This is a genomic window from Nostoc paludosum FACHB-159 (genome assembly GCF_014698835.1).
Lineage (GTDB): Bacteria > Cyanobacteriota > Cyanobacteriia > Cyanobacteriales > Nostocaceae > Nostoc > Nostoc paludosum.
In genome coordinates this window covers 70696-89331 of record NZ_JACJTU010000032.1, presented here as the reverse complement: position 1 = coordinate 89331, position 18636 = coordinate 70696, and the positions used below count along the sequence as shown (strand labels likewise).

Below are 18636 nucleotides of genomic sequence, written 5' to 3'. Positions count from 1 at the left end.
GGGCTGACATCATCAACCGCGCTAACTTGGGTATGGAAGTAATGCACGAGCGTAACGCTCACAACTTCCCCTTAGACTTGGCGGCTTCTGATGTTGCTCCTGTTGCTCTAACCGCTCCTTCCATCAACGGTTAATTGCTAACCAAGTCAACTGAAAATTAAATAAAATGAAAAGCGCTCTCCTTTTAGGAGGGCGCTTTTTAGTGACTTCCAAATCAAAAAACATCCCACCGTCTACATTTATTGACAAATAATTACAAGTTATCAGGGACAAGAATCAACATGAAACGAGCCTTATTAGTAATCGATGTTCAGAACGAATATTTCACTGGGAAACTACCAATAACTTATCCATCCGGAAGTTTAGATAATATTCTTCAAGTCATGAATATTGCTAAACAGCGAGATATACCTGTGATTGTTGTTAGACATACACAGCCACTAGAAAACTCTCCGATTTTTCAAAAGGGAAGTCCAGAATGGGAGCTTCATCCGGAAATTGCCAAATATCCCTACGATCTCCTGATTGAAAAAAATTTGCCAGGAAGTTTTACAGCAACAGAATTAGAGGCTTGGCTCAAAGAAAGGAATATTGATACCGTCGTTATCTCCGGATACATGACTCAAATGTGTTGTGACACAACCGCAAGACAAGCCGCCCATCTGGGTTTTTCTGTGGAGTTTCTTTCTGACGCGACAGGAACTCTCGCCTTTGAAAATAATGCGGGTACTGCTACTGATGAAGAACTTCATAGAGCAACTTTAGTTGCTCAGGATAGTTTTATTAGTAAGGTAATAAATACCTCTAAATGGATTAATAATCTTGGAGATACGAATTAAGTCCAAAAGTAAATTTTTGGCTAGTATCAAATAATTTTAGATTTGAGATTTGAGATTAACCCCATGCCGCCGATGCTGGGCTTGAATTTTGTAGGGTAGCACAGCTAGCTGTACTACCCTACTATGTAAATTATTTAAATTGCAACCCCATTGATGTTGTACTTTATGAAAGTACTGGTTGGGCTTCCAGTTTTTCGGCTTTGTTCTTCAAAACGGTTGGTAATTCGCTGTTGAAAGCTTCACCTTCTACCACTTGGGAGCGGAAACCGTCAACCCCAACTGGAACGTCGCCTGTGATGGTGGTGCGGTAGAGTACGCGCTCGACTTCTATATGATCTAGATCTTGAGGGGCTAAATGCGCGGTGGCGCGGTTGTCCCAGAAGGCAATATCACCATTGTTCCAGCGGAAACGGGTGGTGTAGGCGGGTTTGGTAATCTGATTGAAGAATAATTCAAGCAGCAAGTCGCTTTCTTGTCGTGATACGTCAAGAATGTGCGAGGTGAAGCCAGGGTTCACGAACAACGCACGTTCACCTGTCTCCGGATGAACCCGAACGACTGGATGGATGGAAACCAAAGGATTGGCTGCGATGCGTTGGGCAATCTTGCTGTTGCTAGGCAAATTCAAACGCGCATTAAAACGATGTTCGGCTTTCAATGTGTCTGCGAGCGCCCGCACGGGTGCTGACAGACCCTCGTAAGCTGCAACCAAATTAGTCCACTGTGTGTCGCCACCGATGCTAGGAACGTTAACCGCACGCAAAATTGAAGCCGCAGGAGGGTTGACAACGGCTGTCACATCGGTGTGCCAGCGGCTCTCGTAGCTGGAACGGCGTAGACCGTTGCGCTTCTCGTAGCGGCTGCGGTCAATAGGCAGGATTTGTGAGTAACCTTCGATAGGCTCATCTTCGTGGGGATGTGCATAAGTTACTTCACCGAAACGAGCTGTGAAGGCGATTTGTGCAGCATGGTCAATGTTCTGACCGCGAAAGAATACAACTTTCCACTTCAATAGTGTTTGACGAATTTCTTGGACTGCTTCATCGTGCAGAGGACGCGAAAGATCTACACCACTGATTTCGGCACCAATGAAACCAGCTACTGGTTTTACTTCAATGTGCTTGTAGCTCATGTAAATTCTCCAGAGTTCAATCCATAGAGGAGTTTTCGCAAAGTCCGCTTCCTTTGGTTGCTGTCTACGGTAATCAAAGGAAGCGATCGCAACTCTAAGTATTATACGGTAGCTTGACCGATTTACCGTACTATAAATGTAAAGTTATGAAAATAACGCAAAATCTAGCCTGATACTAAGTTGCAGTCAAACATAGTAACTAGGGCTGAGAATAGCGATCGCAGTTTGCAAACAGAATCAGATATCTCAGTCCATACCCAAGTTATTACGAAAAATGACAAAACGACTAAATTATTTAAGCTTTACTCCCCGGACGCAAAGCCGCAACCACAACCATCCGAACCCACTCCCAATAAAATAATAGGGAAAATCTGCCCAAGTGAAGACGCTACCAAATAACATTTTTCCCCACCAAAATGAACGTACCCAATTTAAAAATGGTTGATCCCATAATTGCATAAACTCTAATAAACAAGTAATTACCAATACCCATAAAGGGATTTGCCAAACTGAAGACCGAGTGGTGATAAATAGAAAAGCGAACAAACACCAAAATATCTCATAAAAAATTCCTCCTACCTCTTGGTTCAACCACCAAATAGAATAGCGATAGTGGCTATATAAAAGCCCAATAGTGAGAATAATAGCTAGAGAAAAAAGAATTCGCTTCTTTAATTGTTTGTAACTTGTGGCATTATTTAGGCTTTCCAATCAATTATTTCTCCTCAGAAAAAGAGTATTATTGTATATAGGATGCAAACTGCTTTATGCAGTGTATTTTGAATCAATTATTTGTCCGGGTTAAAGCAGACTCACCAATTCTAGGCTCTGGCATCACAAGCTGTCCACAACCAGTTTGCCAGGGTAGATAAAGTAGATTTAAGGGACTTTTTTCTAAAAAAATATCCCATGCTTTTGATGGTAGGAAGCAGGGAGAGGGTAAGTGGTTTTGAAAGGGTGAAATTAGATAAGTAAACAGACATAATTATACAAATTATGGGTTTTCGAGACGCGATAAATCGCCGTCTCTACAAGTGTTTTGGCCTTATCTGAACTGTATTGCCTTATAGGATCGATTTTATGAGGTGGGCATCCTGGCTGGCCTTGTGTACCTTATTGAAATAAAATGTGCTGTAATTTGATATTATTCTTCTGGAATCTGACTCTTGAATTCTAAATTATTTCATATTTAGAGACTTTCGAGAATTTTTAGCACTTCTGCTGCTGACTGATATCTTTGACTAAAGTCATAATGTACCATCTTATTTAAGATAATAACTAACTCATTTGTAACGTCAGCTAAGTCGCGCCAACTGTGCCAAACCTCAGTATTACCATCAGGTTCAGTTTGGATAATTACTTCACCAGTATTTGTATCTCTGCGAAATACTCTTGGGTCTACTCCAGTTAAAGCTTGTATACCCATAATTCCCAATGCATAGATATCGCTGTTTAGTTTTGGCAACCCACTCATTTGTTCAGAAGGAGCATAACTTGGAGTACCAATTGAAATAGTTTGATATTCTTGTTGTTGGGGCTGAATTTGTTTAACAGCACCAAAGTCAATTAAAACAATGTGCCTATCTGATTCTCGTCTAATTAAGTTACTAGGTTTGATATCTCGATGAATTACACCATAGCTGTGAACAAAAACAAGCACTTGTAAAACTTCTTTTAGTATCTGCACAACTTCAGTTTGTTTGAGTCGCACACCAGAAGTTAACTCTTTATCCATAGCGTGCCCCCGGACAAATTCTTGCACTAAAGAAAACTGACGATTTTCTTCAAAAAAAGCTAACAATTGGGGAATCTGTGGATGCTTACCCAAAATTTCTAAAATTTCGGCTTCAGCGTCAAATAAGCGCCTGACAACATTTAAATATTCTGTATCTTGGCGGGGAGGTCGTAATTGTTTAACTACACACTGGGGATTACCAGGGCGCTTAATATCCTCAGCTAAATAAGTATTACTAAATCCTCCGGAACCCAAGTTTTCAGTAATTCGGTAGCGGTTGTTTAGTAGCGTGCCTAATGCAATTTCTTGCCCAATAGAATCAGCAATTACTGTTGGCGCTTCATTGGAAGCATCACCGCGTTGCCGTAAAAGTGCTTGTAATTCGATAATTAATTGTTGGTGTTCTTGAACTCTTTGTGTAATTTCTTTTTGTTCTTCTTTCGTTTTATAAGCAGTATAGGCAAGGACACTTCCGCCAGTAAATACTAACCCCAACATCGGAGGTATTACTGGTAACCATCCAGCTTGAGTAAAAATGATAAAATTACCTGCAAATAAAACTGTTAGGGCTGTTGCTCCTGCTAATGCTAAAGCTAAAGGATGTTGAATTCGCCATACTAATAAACCACCAACTAAAGTCCATCCCCATATCCAAAGAACTTTACCCCACTCAGGGATAAACCAAAACAGAGGTTGTTGGTTAAGAACAACACTGAGAATTTGACTAACGCTGTGGGCATGAATTTCAATTCCTGCCATCTTGCCAGAATTATCTGACTTCCCACTAGTAAATGGCGTATTAAAAATATCATTTAAACTATTTGCTGTTGAACCAATTAAAACAATACGGTCTTTGACTAAATCTGGTTTAACTTTATTCTCAAGGATTTCTGTAATTGTTACCTGCTGGGCAATTTGATGACCAGAACGGTAATTAAGCAGGATTTGGTAACCGCTGGTATCAGCTTTTTCATACCCACCGACATTATTTTGCAGGGGTTTAAATACAATATTTCGTAATTTTAATTCTTTATTTGGGGTAAATTCTGGTTGAATACCACCAACTTCTAAATATTTAAGTGCTAGCTGTAAACTAAAGGAATATGTACTTTGACAAGGGTCAGATTCATCTGAACTTACTAATAATAAGTTGCGGCGAATTGTAGAATCAGTATCTTCTACAACATCGCTAAATCCCACTCGCTCTGGTTCAACACCTTGAGGAGAACCAACTCCGGGATTTTTAAAACCAGAATGTTTGCAGATGGGAATGATGAGATCGCTCTGTTGTAGGCGTTGTAGTAGTTTCTCGTGACCAGGCTGTACTGGTAAATCGCGAAAAATATCTAGACCAATGGCTCGCGGTTCGTATTCCTCAAGTTTGCCCAATAGTCGATCTAAAAGTTCACCAGACAGCGGCCAAGTCCATTTTTGGAGATCTTGTTCAGTTAAAGCAACAATCAACAAACGAGAGTCTGGACCTGGGTCAGCGCGTAATTGCATCATCTGGTCGTAGACTCTCATTTCTAGAGGTTCAAAAACTCCAAGTTTTTGAATACCTACTAGTAAAAGTGTAGCGATCGCACTTGAAAAAATAACCGGCTGTCTCAATAAACTTTTGAAGTTGGCAAACATTTTTTTACATCAGGGCATTGGGTATTGGGCATTGGGCATGAGGGAGGCAGTGACGGGTACGCAGGGGTCTCCCCAAATAGAGCAACTGCCGTCATGGGGAAAGGGAAAGGGGTAAGGGGAAAAGGGGAAAGATTAAATTTATTCCTTTTCCCTTTAACCTTTTCCCCTACCCCCTGCCCCTCTCCCTCATCTCCTCTACTCCCCACTTAGTGCTAATCTACTACCTGTTTGAGATAATGCACGATCGCTTTTGCGGTTGCTACATTAGTTGCCAGTAAAACTTGATTAATAGTGCATAACCTCAGTAGCGCTTCCTCATTTGCTTGACCAGGCTGAGGTTGTAGCAAATCTCTCAAGAAAATCACTGCTACAATTTCTCCCGACCCAACCAATGAAGCAATTGTTTGAAATCCTCCAGAAGTTGGCGCGGGGGTTTGTTGACTAATAGTTATACCTGCTTGTTGATGTAAAACTTCGCTAATAGATGGCCAGGTAATTGTATAGCTCTGTGAGAAAAATTCTTGATGCTGAGTAACTAATTCTGCAAGTTCTGATTTCTTGCTTTCGTGAGCAATTAGTACTATATTTCTTTGAGCGATCGCTTTTGCAGGCTCACTTACAATCTCTTCTGCAATTTCCTCAGATTCACTTGCTTCTACTTCAGATGAAATTTCCTCAGATTCACTGACAATCTCTTCTGAAATTTCCTCAGATTCACTTGCTTCTACTTCAGAAACTTCTTCAACAGTTTGACTGATGATTTCCGGAGCTTCGTTTTCTACTAGTTCCAAAGATTGCATCTCCTCTGAACTAGAAACTTCATTTACATTGACCTCTTGTGTAGTTGTATCAGTCAAATCAACGTATTGATTACTGAAAACTTCTGGAACATTATCATTAAGTGCCTTCAAACCTTCAGGAACTTCTGGAACATTATCATCAAGTGCCTTCAAACCTTCAGGAACTTCACTGACTGTTTCATCAGCTTCTACTCGATCGGCATCCGCAAAGTCAATCGAGACAATTTCTGTATCTAAATATACTAACTCTTCAGCAGTTTCCTCTATAGCTTGGCTGGATGTGTCGTGATGTTGAATATCTACATATTCACGAACTTCGCTAGTTTCTGGGATAACATCACTGGCAACTTGGTCAACATCTGCGGTGTCTTCTGTAGCGATTAGCGTATCTAAATCTACTATCTCTTCTTGAGTAACTTCGGGAACAGCATTCTCTTGGGATACTCGGTTGAATATATCACGCGGCTGCACGAAGGTAACTTCTGCCTCTAGTGCTGCTTCAAATTCTGCATCACGTTCTGGAGTATCTACAAAAACATTAGCATCAGCAATATCACGTGGTTGTACGAAGGTAACTTCTGCTTCTAGTGCTGCTTCCAACTCTGCATCGCGCTCCTCAGTAGCTTGGGGAATGGCGTTTTCTATTTCACGCCGTTGTACAAAAGTAGCTTCTGCTGCCAGTGCTGACTCAAAATCGGTCACTTCATCGTGAGTAGTTTCCGCAGGTGTAATTTGCTCTTCCGGAGCCTCAATAACATCTTGGGGTGCGGCTATCGCTTCATCAGGCTCGGCTTCCCTGGCTTCTGGAAATTCTACGTCATCAAGGTTTAGGGTATGTTCTTCTACAACTAATGTACGTAAATCTACAATATCATTACGCACATCGTGTGGAACTTCGCTGACAGCTTCTGGTGGCTGAGCTATGTTTTCTGGGCTGGTGGCTTCAACACCTGGGATGTCATCATTAGTTTGAGTGGAAGCAACTTCTGAAATTTCGTTGATTTCTGAAGAAGCAGCATTAATTTCTGGTGTTTCTACTTCGTTACTGATTGGGGTTGGAACTTCGCTGACTACCTCTGGGGCTGGACTAGCAACATTAGGAGTGCTGGCATTTTCAGGCGATCGCGATCGAGAAAACAAAGAAGGATCTATAATTCTGAAGACAGTTTCTGGTAATTGCTCAGACAAAGGAGCGAGTGCTTCCATAATCAAAACGTAATCTGCAATTCGGATCACGTCTCCATCATTCAAAAGATATGGTCGCTCCTTTTCAGCTTGTTTGCCATTAACTATTGAGCCATTTCTACTGCCAAGGTCGCTGAAGTAATAAGTACCACTTTTGACAAAGAACTTAGCATGTTGCCGACTGACATCAGGACTGTCCAAGACTAAATCAGAAGTAGGAGATCGGCCTACTATCCATTCTCCCCTCGTTGTAGTGTCTATGGTCAGGTCAACTTCATTGATTTCACTTAGAGTTGGTGAATAGCTAACTTTTACTTTCATATTAATTTTTGGTTAATTTTATTGATTTCCGCTACCCAACGCTGACGGATAGTATGTTCTAAATTTAAAATATCATCTTGTGACCAATGAAAATGATAAGCAATAAAAGCTACCTCCTCATATAAACTATCAGAGGGGTAGCTTATGACTCCCCCGCTAGTTCAAGCTCCACTGAAAATTGAGTATTGCAGTGTGGACATTGTGCCGGAACATGTGCATTACCTTGCTGGTTAATTCGATTATAAAATTCTCGCAGATAGGCAATGTCATGTAAGACCAATCCTTCAAGTAATTCCGGGCTAACAGAGTTGAGACTACCCAAGCGAGTGATAACACGTGCAAGCATTACCAAGACGCCGTAAGCTGGATTTTCTTGAACTTTGCGTTCTTTTTGCACCAAAATTTCATCTTTAGCTGTGGCTAAACGCATCACTCCTTGACGATGTACTCGGTTTTCACCATCACTCAACCCTCTAGGGAGAGTGAAAGTAAATTCAGTGCAGAGATTATCCTTTTTACGGGGCATAACTGGGGATTGGTATAGGGCATAGGGCATGGGGTATAGGGCATGGGGAAAGGGAAAGGGGTAAGGGGAAAGATTAAATTTATTCCTTTAACCTTTTCCCCTGCCCTGTTTGGCCAATGCCCTATGCCCCGCGCCCTAATTTCAATTTTGAAGTACTGGCTCCGGAGAATTGACTACATCTTCTGCCGAAGAAGTTTCGCCTTCCAAGCCATTAATTCGACGATAAAAATCTTGAAGATAATTTAAATCCTGGGCGAAAAAGTTTTCTACTATTGCAGGACTAATATCAGTTAAAGCGCCCAAGTGGGTAATCACGCGGGACAGGATAATAATTGTGGCATAAACTGGATTAGCTTTCACCCTTGGGTCACGCAAAGGTGCAATCTCATCTATCGCTGTTGATAATCGCATTACACCCTTGCGGTGGAGGTTGCCTTCAGAGTCTAGATACCCTTTAGGCAGTGTAAATTCAAACTCTGTGGGAAACATATTTCTCCTAATTATTGTGTGCGTTGAAATTCCTCAAAAGCAATCTCCAATTCTTCAATTTCTATTTCATGACTGTTAGCATTGAGATCGGCAATTTTGTAACTGGTAGGCCAAGCGCCAGCTAATTCAAATCTCGCTTCTTTGTTAGATGCCTGGTCGTAAATAGATAAAGAAATAAACTCACGTTTTTGGGCCCATTTACCGGCTTCAACATCTTCAAACCACTTCCATAAATCTTTGGAAGCATTCAAACCTTTACGCAAAGTAATATTACCATTTTTAGCATTACCAGGAAGTTTGGTTCTGACCGCTTTACCTTTTGAAGCAGTCCCCCATTTTTGAGAAGTAACTTCACAAATTTCAATTACTTCCTGTGTTCTTTTAAAGCCTTGGCATTCCAAAAAATAGCCGTCGCTATCATTTTGACCTATGTCTAATCTTAAAAAGAAACGATAATTTGTCAGAATTTCTGGTATGGCAGCCATTGTTTTTTACGCTAGGAGGAAACGGCGACTGGGGACTAGGAAATGGAGACTAGGAAATGGAGACTAGAGAATAAGATGAAAAATACTATTCCCCAATCCCCAATCCCCAGTCCCCAGTCCCCAATCCCCAGTCACTTTTATGCTCTGACTTCTTTTTGTTGGGCGATTATTTCATAACCCTCGATAGATACTTCAATTTTCTCTGTTGCTGGGTCATTTTTTGTCACATCAAATTCGGGGCCTGTATATGATTCGGGGAAGCAAGATTTCAGGTTATAACGAATGACTTCAGTTTTCTTATCTTGGGTATAACCAACAACCGAAATTGCTTTGCGATTTTCATCCCATTGACGAGGTTTTCCATCTTCGCTACAGGCTAAAAACCATTTGTGTAAACTTTCGTCACCATTGTAATTCATGGTAATTGTGACATTATTAAACTCTGCCTGTCCAGGGAGATTTTGCCGTAATGTCTTACCATTTTTACTTGAACCTCTAACGCCTTTGGTGGCATTATTTTTTGCACCCAATCCGGTGACTGATTGAACGAATTTTTCAGTAATACCGTCTGCTTCAAAATAGAACACAGACGCGACTACATATTCCCCAGGCATATTTCATCTCCTAAATAAGTGAATAGTCATTGGTAGAGACGCGATGAATCGCGTCTGTACAAGAATCATTGGTAGAGACGCGATGAATCGCGTCTGTACAATAGTCGTGCCCCATACCCAATAATTTATTGCTGCTCGTCAAGTGCATTCCATTGACTGATGCGGAAGATGACAAATTCCGCTGGTCTAACAGGACAAACACCTATTTCGACATACAAACGACCTAAAATTATGGTTTCTGGTGGATTCAATTCGGCATCGCATTTCACATAAAATGCTTGTTCTGGTGAATCCCCAAATAAAGCACCTTCACGCCAAATTCGCTCTAAAAAGTTGCTGACAGTACGTCGAACACGCGCCCATAAATCTTGGTCGTTGGGTTCAAAAACTACCCATTGTGTGCCGAGTTCAATTGATTTTTCTAGGTAACTAATCAACCGCCGGACGCTGATATAACGCCACTCTGTTTTATCTGGTTCAACTAAAGTACGCGCACCCCAGATGCGGATACCCCGATTTGGGAAGTTGCGAATGCAGTTGATACCAAGGGGGTTCAATAGTTCCTGTTCGCGGAAGTTGGTGTCGTAACCTAAACCTATTACGCCTCTGGGTACTTCGTTTGCAGGTGCTTTGTAAACTCCTCTGGTTTCGTCGGTGCGTGCCCAAACACCCATGACGTGACCGCAAGGAGGTACTAAAATAGGATTGCCGCGATCGCGTGGATTTGGAACTTTGATCCAAGGATAATAAAGCGCACCAAACATCGAGCGACGGTTAAATCTATTCAACCAATCCACCGCTTGTTGGGGTTTGACAGCATCAGGTGGTGTATCAAGTACAACCATGCGGTTAGGTGGATTGGGAATATCGCCACTGGCGGAACCTTCGCACATGCTAATCATCAGTTCCATGATGCCGTGGACTTGATCCAAATTCAGCACTTGCTCTTGATAAGCCCGCATCAAGTCAGGGCAAGCCAGCATTGTGATTTCATCAATTTCAAAAATACCGCGTACCCCGGTGCGATCGTCTCGTACCCCTTCTAAATCTCGTGAAAATCTGTCCGGTGGGGCAGCAACGATGGGCGGTGCTAGTTCGTACTGACCATTAACCGGACGGCGAGTTAAAGGCTGTCCGCTTTGAGTCAAGTCTTCTACGGTGACATACATAGAATTTCTCAAAGCCGCCAGCGCGTAAGTTGCTACCTGAGCAGCAGCGTCGCGGTTCATGGTCAAGTTTTCGTATTGCTCTAAGATTTCATCTCCCCGACGAATTTGAATGGTGAAGTATTCCCCAGTATTTGGAGGCGCTTCTCCTTCAGTTCCTTCCGGTAAAGCACGAGGAAAACCATCGCTAATGAAAATATTTACTAATCCACCTGCTGCTTGTTCGGGGCGCAAAGTAAAGCGCAAGGCTGGACGATTTCCACGAGAGTTAATTCGCAGAGTCGCAGGTTCGGGAGTTGCCGGTTTGGGTGCGCCTGGTAATTCAGTACCGATACTAGTTACCCAGCAGCGACCGCCACCGTTCATGAAATACCCATAAACTGCAAAGGGTAAGTAGGCATTAAAATCGGTGAAACCATCAGAATTAGGACGAGCAAAATAGTTGAGATATTGCGTCCAATTGGTCACCAACATCGGCTTAAATAGCTCAGCATCATCTCGAACAGCTTCTGTAAAACCTACAAATCCGGCAACTGCTGTGCTAACACCTTCAATCGGTCGGCTCCCTCGGTCAAATTCTTCGATATAAACACCAGGAGCAAAGTAATCAAGTCGAGCCATGAAAATGCCTCCAAGTCAGTAAAAGCTTAATTATTCAGGAGTTAGAAATATTTCTTTGAAAGTATGGCTTTGGTCATCTACCAATGCATTAACATTCTGCGGTAAATAGCCAGGACAATCTATATTTAAAACATAGTTACCCATCTCAAGGTTTTCAAAAAAGAACAGCCCTTCTTTATTGCTTTCGATGAATTTTTTACTTCGCAGCAAAGTAACTTTTGTCCCCATCAATGGCAGATTCGTGCTTGCACTCTTGACAACACCTGCAATTACTACTCGCCGAGTCATAATTTGGGTGCTACCATTACCACTGCCGTGCATTTGATTTCGCAGATCGAAAATTCGTTCCCAAACTAAAGGTACTGTAGTTGATTGCGTATCAAGAGGCACGGTAACTGTTAAATATAAAGCTGAGCGCAAAGGTACATTGAGAGCGCTCCATAAACTGCCCGGTTCAAGTGACGGTTGTAGCCCAACCATCATTGGCAAACTACCGTAACCCCGCAATTCGGGAACTAAAAACTCTTCCTCTAAAGCTCGATGGCGCATAAGTACCGTCAATGCTTCACTGAGAAAGTGATGCTCGCCTAAAGTCGTCCTATCCCAAGCTGTTAATAGCAGCGAAACATCAAACCAAACAGGTGCCCAATTGACGATGCCGGCTTGCAGATGGCGTGTAATATTACGTTCAACTTGCCTGCCGGCCTGTTGGAACTGCTTACTCTCACGAATATCATAAATATATAAATTGAGAGTCGGACCGGCTCCTTCTTCCCTGCGATTACTCGGATGGCTGAAGTCAATCTGCTCTGTACTGGTAAGTGAAGTTCCTCCAGCTAGAATTTCTGCTAAAGTTTGAAGAACGAAGATAAGCATGAAGGTATTGTGCTGGTAACTAAATCCAGATGCATCTAGGTTATCTGCATCACCCTTGTAAAGTAATTAGACTTTTGTCGATATTTTTTGATGGGGCATTGGGCATGGGGCATGGGGCATTGGGCATTGGGCATTGGGCATTGGGCATTGGGCATTGAGTATGATGTCTGTCTAAGTTAATTATCAAAAAAACTCTTCGTGTCGCCGTGTCTTTGCGTCAGCCTTAATGATAAGTCTTCAATTCGATACCATATGAAAGGTTGAAAACAGCTTTAGACACACAACTTTGTCACTGAAAAATCATCCTTTTGATATATTTTTTTTGATATATTAGGATGCTAGGTCAATTTATGAGAGTAGAGTAAAAACATCATGAACCGTTCCACTCCCATGAGTGACCCGGAATATGCAGCGATTCGCCGCAGCGAGGAGCGATCGCTCCTCGCAATTCGTATCGCTCAACTTGGGACGTGGTACTACGATCCTGGCACGAATATCGTCGAGTTAGACGAACGGATGCGGGAAATTTGGGGTGAGTCAGAGGAGGCTGTGGTGTTACCGCTGTCGCGGATTATGCAGCGTATTCACCCAAGCGATCGCCCGCGGGTGACAAATGCCATCAGTGCTGCTCTCAATCCAAAATCGTCGGGGACTTACGAAATTGACTACCGCATCGTCTGGGATGACGGTACCGAGCGGTGGATATCCGCTAATGGGCAGGCAATATTCGCAGGTGAAGGAGAGTTGCGGCAAGCTGTTGAGTTTGTGGGAACCGTCCTTGATATTACCGATCGCCAACGAGCCAAAACCGCCCTGGAAGAAAGTGAAGCCCGATTCCGAACTTTTGCCGAGAACAGCAAGGATGTGATTTGGATTAGCGATGCCCGCGAACATCGGCTAATCTATGTCAGCCCTTCCTACGAGCAAGTTTGGGGGCGCTCGACTACGGAAATTTATACAGACTTAAGCCGTTTCGTTGAATTTATTCATCCTGACGATCGCCAACGCATTCAAGCCGGATGGCAGCAGCGCATTCAAGGCGGATTGAGCCAAGAGTATCGGGTAATTCGTCTGGATGGTTCGATTGTCTGGATTCGCGATCGCAGTTTTCCCATACATGACGCCCAAGGTAAGTTGCTGTATCTGGGCGGAATTGCTGAAGATATTACCGAACGCAAACACACGGAACTGATGCTGGTGGAGCAGAAGAAACTGCTGGAGTTAATCGCATCAGGGCATCCGTTAAATGAATGCCTAAAAGCCGTGTGCGCCTCGGTGTCCCATCTCAATCCCCGCACCCGTGCTTGCATCCTTGTCGCTGATGCCCAAGGACAAAGGTGTGAGTATTTCATCACCCCAGACTTTGAGCCATCCTTTAGCCAAGAACTTCAGGATGCCCCCATTAATGACCTGTGCATCGGTATCTGCGGTCAAGCGGTCTTTGGTGGGCAACCTATTATCTGTGCAGATATCGCCAATGACGAAGGATGGTCGCAGGAATGGCGGAACTTATATCTGGCTCATGGTGTCTTGGCCTGCTATTCTCAGCCTGTGCTGGATGCGAACAACGTGCCAGTTAGTTCTTTGATGCTTTGCTTTGACGAAGCGCGAATGCCGAGTGATTGGGAATACCAATTAGCTGACTTTGGCACTCAAATCGCTAGCATTGTATTTGAACGCGATCGCTCTATCCTGGCGCTACAAGAAAGCGAGCATCGCTATCGCATGTTGTTCGATTCCATTGATGAAGCCTTTTGCCTGTGCGAAATGCTATTTGACGACAACGGTAAACCAAATGACTATCGGTTACTCGAAGTCAATCAAGTATTTGAAAAGCTGACGGGACTCAAGGAAGTAGTAGGAAAAACGGCGCGGGAACTCGTTCCCAATCTAGAAGAGTCTTGGTTTGAGATTTACGGCAGAGTCGTGCTGACAGGCGAACCAGTGCGGTTTGAGGATCAATCGGTGGCAATGAACCGCTGGTTCGATGTTAACGCCTTTCGTGTCGGGGACCCACACAACCGTAAGTTTGCCATCCTGTTCACCAACATTAGCGATCGCAAACAAGCAGAAAAAGCACTCTTAGAAAGCGAAGAGCGCTTCCGCAACATGGCAGACAACGCCCCAGTGATGGTTTGGGTCACTGATACCACAGGCTATTGCACCTACCTCAGCCAAAGCTGGTATGAGTTTACAGGTCAGACCGAACAAATAGGTCTGGGGTTCGGCTGGTTCAATGCCGTACATCCCGAAGACCGGGAATCCGCCAAAAACATCTTTCTGGGAGCCAACGCTCGCCAAAAACCGTTCCGCTTGGAGTATCGCTTGCAGCACAAGGATGGTGAGTATCGTTGGGCGATTGATGCTGCAAGTCCCTGGTTCGGGGTAGATGGTGAATTTAAAGGATACATCGGTTCAGTCATTGACATTAGCGATCGCAAACGTGCAGAACAAGAACGAGAACAGCTTTTGGCACGGGAACAGGCAGCACGGGAAGAGGCTGAACGAGCCAACCGCGTCAAAGATGAGTTTCTGGCTATTGTCTCCCACGAGTTGCGATCGCCTCTAAGTCCTATTCTTGGCTGGTCAAAGCTGTTACAAACTCGAACGCTAAATCAAGCCAAAACCGACCAAGCCTTGAGTACTATCACCCGCAATGCCACGTTACAAGCTCAACTAATTGAAGACTTACTAGATATCTCCAAAATTCTGCGAGGCAAACTCAGCCTGAATTTTTCTCCGGTGGATTTAGCAGCGACAATTCTAGCGGCAATGGAAACGGTGCGCTTGGCGGCGGAAGCTAAGTCAATTGAAATTCACACAATACTTCAACCGAACTTAGAGCTAGCATTGGGTGACCCAAGCCGATTACAGCAAATAGTTTGGAATTTGCTCTCGAATGCCATCAAGTTCACACCACCAGGTGGTCGGGTTGAAGTCAAGCTGTCATCGGTAGCAAATGAACAACCACAAACCGCAAATGAAAAATTTGCCCAGATGATCGTCACCGATACGGGTAAGGGAATTCACCCAGACTTTCTGCCTCATGTGTTTGAACACTTTTGCCAAGAGGATAGCGCTACAACTCGAAAATTTGGGGGACTGGGGTTAGGATTGGCCATCGTTCGTCACTTGGTGGAGTTGCATGGCGGAACTGTCCAGGCGCAGAGTCTAGGGGAAGGGCAGGGGGCAACTTTTACGGTGAAACTGCCCCTCATGGTAACCTCACCTCAAATCCATCGAGATACTGGGGTGTCTGAGCCAGCTTTGGATTTGACTGGTATCACAGTTTTAGTTGTAGAAGATGATGCCGATACACGGGAGTTTGTGGTTTTTCTCATTGAGGAGTATGGAGCAAATGCGATCGCTGTTAACTCAGCAACAGAGGCGCTGATTGCTTTAAAGCACTCCCAGCCAGATGTGTTGCTCAGCGATATCGCAATGCCAGAGGTAGACGGCTATATGCTGGTGCGACAAATCAGAGCTTTACCACCAAACCAAGGCGGACAAATTCCAGCGATCGCTCTGACTGCCTATGCCGGGGAAATTGATTATCAACAGGCAATGTTAGCAGGTTTTCAACGCCATATTCCCAAACCAGTCGATCCAGCCAACCTCGTTGAGACAATTGCAGATTTGGTTAGATCTAAATAATAGAGACTGGGTAGAGACTCATGAAGTCTCTTGGAAAGCCAATACTAATCGGGTTTTGCATTTTGAAGTCGGAATTTGGGTTGGGGAAAAGGGCGTGAGGGATGTGCAAAACGCCTGTCCGATATAGCTTTGAGCTTAAGTTGACACCAATGGACTTAGCCCTGAAAGTACGACACCACCTAAAGGTTTTGGTGCGTTAGGCTACCTCATAACACACCCTACTTTTGATGTTTAAACCTGATTTTTAGCTAAAACGGATATTAAGCAGAAGATCTTAAGGTGTGGCAAAAACATTTCTTCAAAAATCCGAAAAACTGCAACTCTACTGTGTAGATTAGTCTGGAGCAGTTTTGGTTTGGATGCAGTATATTTTTTGTCGAATAAGTCAAAAAGCCTAGTCTACTAAAAGCAAGACGTTTATCCCACAATATTTATCAAATTATTACAAATTAGAGTGCTATGAAACTCATATTTTATTTTTAAAACAACTCTATAAAAGTCAAAAATCTGCTTTCCTATTGCCTATTGGCTATTGCCTATTGCCTAATATACTTACAAAACCGAGCTACGCTTGTGAATAAAAACTTAATAATTCTTCGTAATAATTAGTTTACAAAAATAACTTAATAAAAAAATAAACATTATTGAGACTGCATAAATTTATACTAGACAACAGAAGAGTAAAAATATTTGCTACAAACAGCGAGTGAAGCTATGGCACTAGGCTTTTCTCTACACAAACTAGAAAATGGCTCTAATTATTTGAGTTCTTCAGATATCCAAAGTTTTTGTCAACTTGAGTCTGAGCAATTAACTAGTCAAGAGCCAATTTTTTTCGCTCGGATTGTCTATCATGATTGCTTGCTAAAAAATCATCAGGAAGTTATTAATTATCGTCAAAACCAATCTCCATTTTCTCAAAAAACTTTAAATTATTTACGCTCAGAAGCATGGCTGACCGACTTTCCGCCTGTTTTTACTGTGAATAAATTTGAACTGAAAGATTTTTCATCCATTTGTTATATTTGCCCCATAGGCTATAGAAATCAAAAACCAGAATACATCCAAATCATTACTGATGAAAATATTTCAGATAGTTTGCAATTATACATAAAACGTTCTGCCATGCTCTTGGGTAAGTATGTAGATATTTACTTAGACTATGGAAGACAAAAAACTGAAATTCAACTTTTGGAAGATATTTTGCATCGAGTCGGCCATCAATTGCGTAATTCCTTAGGGATGATTGGATTGTATGCACATAATTTATGCTTGGGTTTAAAGGAAAATCCTTGGCAAGAACAAGCAACAATCATCAGCGAAAGCATCCAAGATTTAGATACTAATTTAAACGAGCTTATTGATTGCGGTCAAAGTGTAAAATTAAGAGTTACGCTTCAAGATTTAAGAAGTTTAGTTGTTGAAAGTGTCACCAATTTACAACCTTTGATTAAGGAAAAAAACCTGCAAATAAACATTCCAAATACATCTACTATTTTGAAAATAGACCGACTACAAATGAAGCAGGTATTTGACAATATCCTCAGTAATGCCGTTCATTTTAGCCCGAATTCAGGAATTATTAGCTGTACCTGGCAGGTTTTTCAAGAAGAAGTTTTAATCAAAATTTCCGATCAAGGGCCAGGATTATCTCCAGAGGATTTACAAAAAATATTTACCCCTTTTTATTCCCGCCGTCGAGGAGGTACAGGGCTGGGTTTAACTATTGCTAAAAAAATTGTTTTGGATCATCAAGGAAGTATTTGGGCACAAGTTTTATCAGAACGGGGGGCACAATTTTCGGTAATTTTGCCAAGGCCAAGAAGTGGATAGATAATTGGTAATTAAAAAATATGATTAACAATCAAAAGCTTTCGGTTTTACTGGTAGATGATGAAGAAAGGTTTCGGCAAGGGTTACGTACCCTGCTGAATTTTTATAATGTTAGTTCTGCATTACCTATAGAAGTTGTGGGTGATGCAGATTGTGTAGAGCAAGTTTTAAAATTCACTAATCACAAGAGTCCAGATTTAATTTTATTGGATATGCAATTAACAGGATGTGATGGGATTACGGTTCTGGCACGTCTGAAGGAAGCTGCATTTTCTGGTAAGGTTTTAGTATTATCTGCTCATCAAGAAGATGACTGGATTTTCCGCGCAATGCAGGCGGGAGCCTCTGGTTATGTATTTAAAAATCGTTTGGCGACTCAATTGTGTGAAGCGATTAATACTGTCACTAGATCGGAAATTTATTTACCTTCAGAAGTGGCGAGTCGATTTTTTCGGTTTTTTCAAGCTTATTCAGATTCTTCTGTTAGAGCATGTCAGCAAGTGCATTTAACAGAAAGAGAACAAGAAGTTTTATATTGGTTAACTCAAGGTGCTTCTAATGAAGAAATCGCTAAGCATTTATATGTGACGGTTGCTACTGTTAAGGCGCATCTCACGAGTATTTTTGAAAAATTGAAGGTTAATAGCCGTACTCAAGCTATTGTGGCCGCACTCAAGTTAGGATTAGTTAAAGGTTGAGCGCAACGGAAGTAGTCGGCGCAATTC

Annotated in this window: 15 protein-coding genes and 1 pseudogene; 5 read left to right on the top strand and 11 right to left on the bottom strand. The window is 42.5% G+C overall.

From position 1 onward, the window contains the following. Both H6H03_RS26700 and H6H03_RS26695 read left to right on the top strand, forming a co-directional pair. Positions 1-134: pseudogene (locus H6H03_RS26700) on the top strand (photosystem II q(b) protein); the annotation flags it as partial. A gap of 147 nt (positions 135-281) precedes the next feature. Then, positions 282-839 carry a cysteine hydrolase family protein gene (locus tag H6H03_RS26695; protein ID WP_190958074.1) on the top strand — a complete coding sequence of 186 codons (558 nt, stop codon included), beginning with the start codon at positions 282-284 and terminating at the stop codon, positions 837-839. A 163-nt stretch (positions 840-1002) separates the two neighbouring features. On the opposite strand, the gene H6H03_RS26690 is transcribed toward H6H03_RS26695, so the two are convergent. The 11 genes from H6H03_RS26690 to H6H03_RS26645 all read right to left on the bottom strand — a co-directional run bounded on the left by H6H03_RS26690 (position 1003) and on the right by H6H03_RS26645 (position 12424). Beyond that, the gene (locus H6H03_RS26690) at positions 1003-1971 is read right to left on the bottom strand and encodes a TauD/TfdA dioxygenase family protein (RefSeq protein ID WP_190958073.1); all 969 of its coding nucleotides are present in this window, start codon (positions 1969-1971) and stop codon (positions 1003-1005) included. A gap of 291 nt (positions 1972-2262) precedes the next feature. Next, on the bottom strand, positions 2263-2682 hold the full coding sequence (locus tag H6H03_RS26685; protein ID WP_190958072.1) for a ribosomal maturation YjgA family protein: 420 nt from the start codon (positions 2680-2682) through the stop codon (positions 2263-2265). A 478-nt stretch (positions 2683-3160) separates the two neighbouring features. Beyond that, positions 3161-5341 (bottom strand): CHASE2 domain-containing serine/threonine-protein kinase, encoded by a 2181-nt coding sequence (locus tag H6H03_RS26680; protein WP_190958071.1) that lies wholly within the window; start codon positions 5339-5341, stop codon positions 3161-3163. A 212-nt stretch (positions 5342-5553) separates the two neighbouring features. Beyond that, positions 5554-7647: an FHA domain-containing protein gene (locus tag H6H03_RS26675; protein ID WP_190958070.1), complete on the bottom strand. Its 2094-nt coding sequence runs from the start codon at positions 7645-7647 to the stop codon at positions 5554-5556. Then, on the bottom strand, positions 7644-7793 hold the full coding sequence (locus H6H03_RS41820; protein ID WP_313931923.1) for a DUF6760 family protein: 150 nt from the start codon (positions 7791-7793) through the stop codon (positions 7644-7646). Before H6H03_RS41820 ends, H6H03_RS26675 begins: the two co-directional genes overlap by 4 nt. Next, positions 7790-8173 (bottom strand): phage tail assembly protein, encoded by a 384-nt coding sequence (locus H6H03_RS26670; RefSeq protein ID WP_190958069.1) that lies wholly within the window; start codon positions 8171-8173, stop codon positions 7790-7792. Before H6H03_RS26670 ends, H6H03_RS41820 begins: the two co-directional genes overlap by 4 nt. Positions 8174-8314: 141 nt before the next feature. Next, positions 8315-8662, bottom strand: coding sequence for a hypothetical protein (locus tag H6H03_RS26665; RefSeq protein WP_190958068.1), 348 nt, complete (start codon positions 8660-8662; stop codon positions 8315-8317). An 11-nt stretch (positions 8663-8673) separates the two neighbouring features. Beyond that, on the bottom strand, positions 8674-9147 hold the full coding sequence (locus H6H03_RS26660) for a phage tail protein (protein ID WP_190958067.1): 474 nt from the start codon (positions 9145-9147) through the stop codon (positions 8674-8676). A gap of 137 nt (positions 9148-9284) precedes the next feature. Then, positions 9285-9761, bottom strand: coding sequence for a phage tail protein (locus H6H03_RS26655; protein WP_099072907.1), 477 nt, complete (start codon positions 9759-9761; stop codon positions 9285-9287). Between the two features lie 125 nt (positions 9762-9886). Beyond that, on the bottom strand, positions 9887-11548 hold the full coding sequence (locus H6H03_RS26650; RefSeq protein ID WP_190958066.1) for a phage tail sheath family protein: 1662 nt from the start codon (positions 11546-11548) through the stop codon (positions 9887-9889). Positions 11549-11578: 30 nt separating this feature from the next. Then, positions 11579-12424, bottom strand: a complete 846-nt coding sequence (locus H6H03_RS26645) for a Pvc16 family protein (RefSeq protein ID WP_190958065.1) — start codon at positions 12422-12424, stop codon at positions 11579-11581. Positions 12425-12796: 372 nt separating this feature from the next. On the opposite strand from H6H03_RS26645, the gene H6H03_RS26640 reads away from it, so the two are divergent. The 3 genes from H6H03_RS26640 to H6H03_RS26630 all read left to right on the top strand — a co-directional run bounded on the left by H6H03_RS26640 (position 12797) and on the right by H6H03_RS26630 (position 18609). Then, positions 12797-16078, top strand: a complete 3282-nt coding sequence (locus H6H03_RS26640) for a PAS domain S-box protein (RefSeq protein ID WP_190958064.1) — start codon at positions 12797-12799, stop codon at positions 16076-16078. 690 nt (positions 16079-16768) lie between these two features. Next, positions 16769-17911 (top strand): sensor histidine kinase, encoded by a 1143-nt coding sequence (locus H6H03_RS26635; RefSeq protein WP_242058001.1) that lies wholly within the window; start codon positions 16769-16771, stop codon positions 17909-17911. 20 nt (positions 17912-17931) lie between these two features. Continuing rightward, the gene (locus H6H03_RS26630) at positions 17932-18609 is read left to right on the top strand and encodes a response regulator (protein WP_190958063.1); all 678 of its coding nucleotides are present in this window, start codon (positions 17932-17934) and stop codon (positions 18607-18609) included. Positions 18610-18636: the final 27 nt, after the last annotated feature.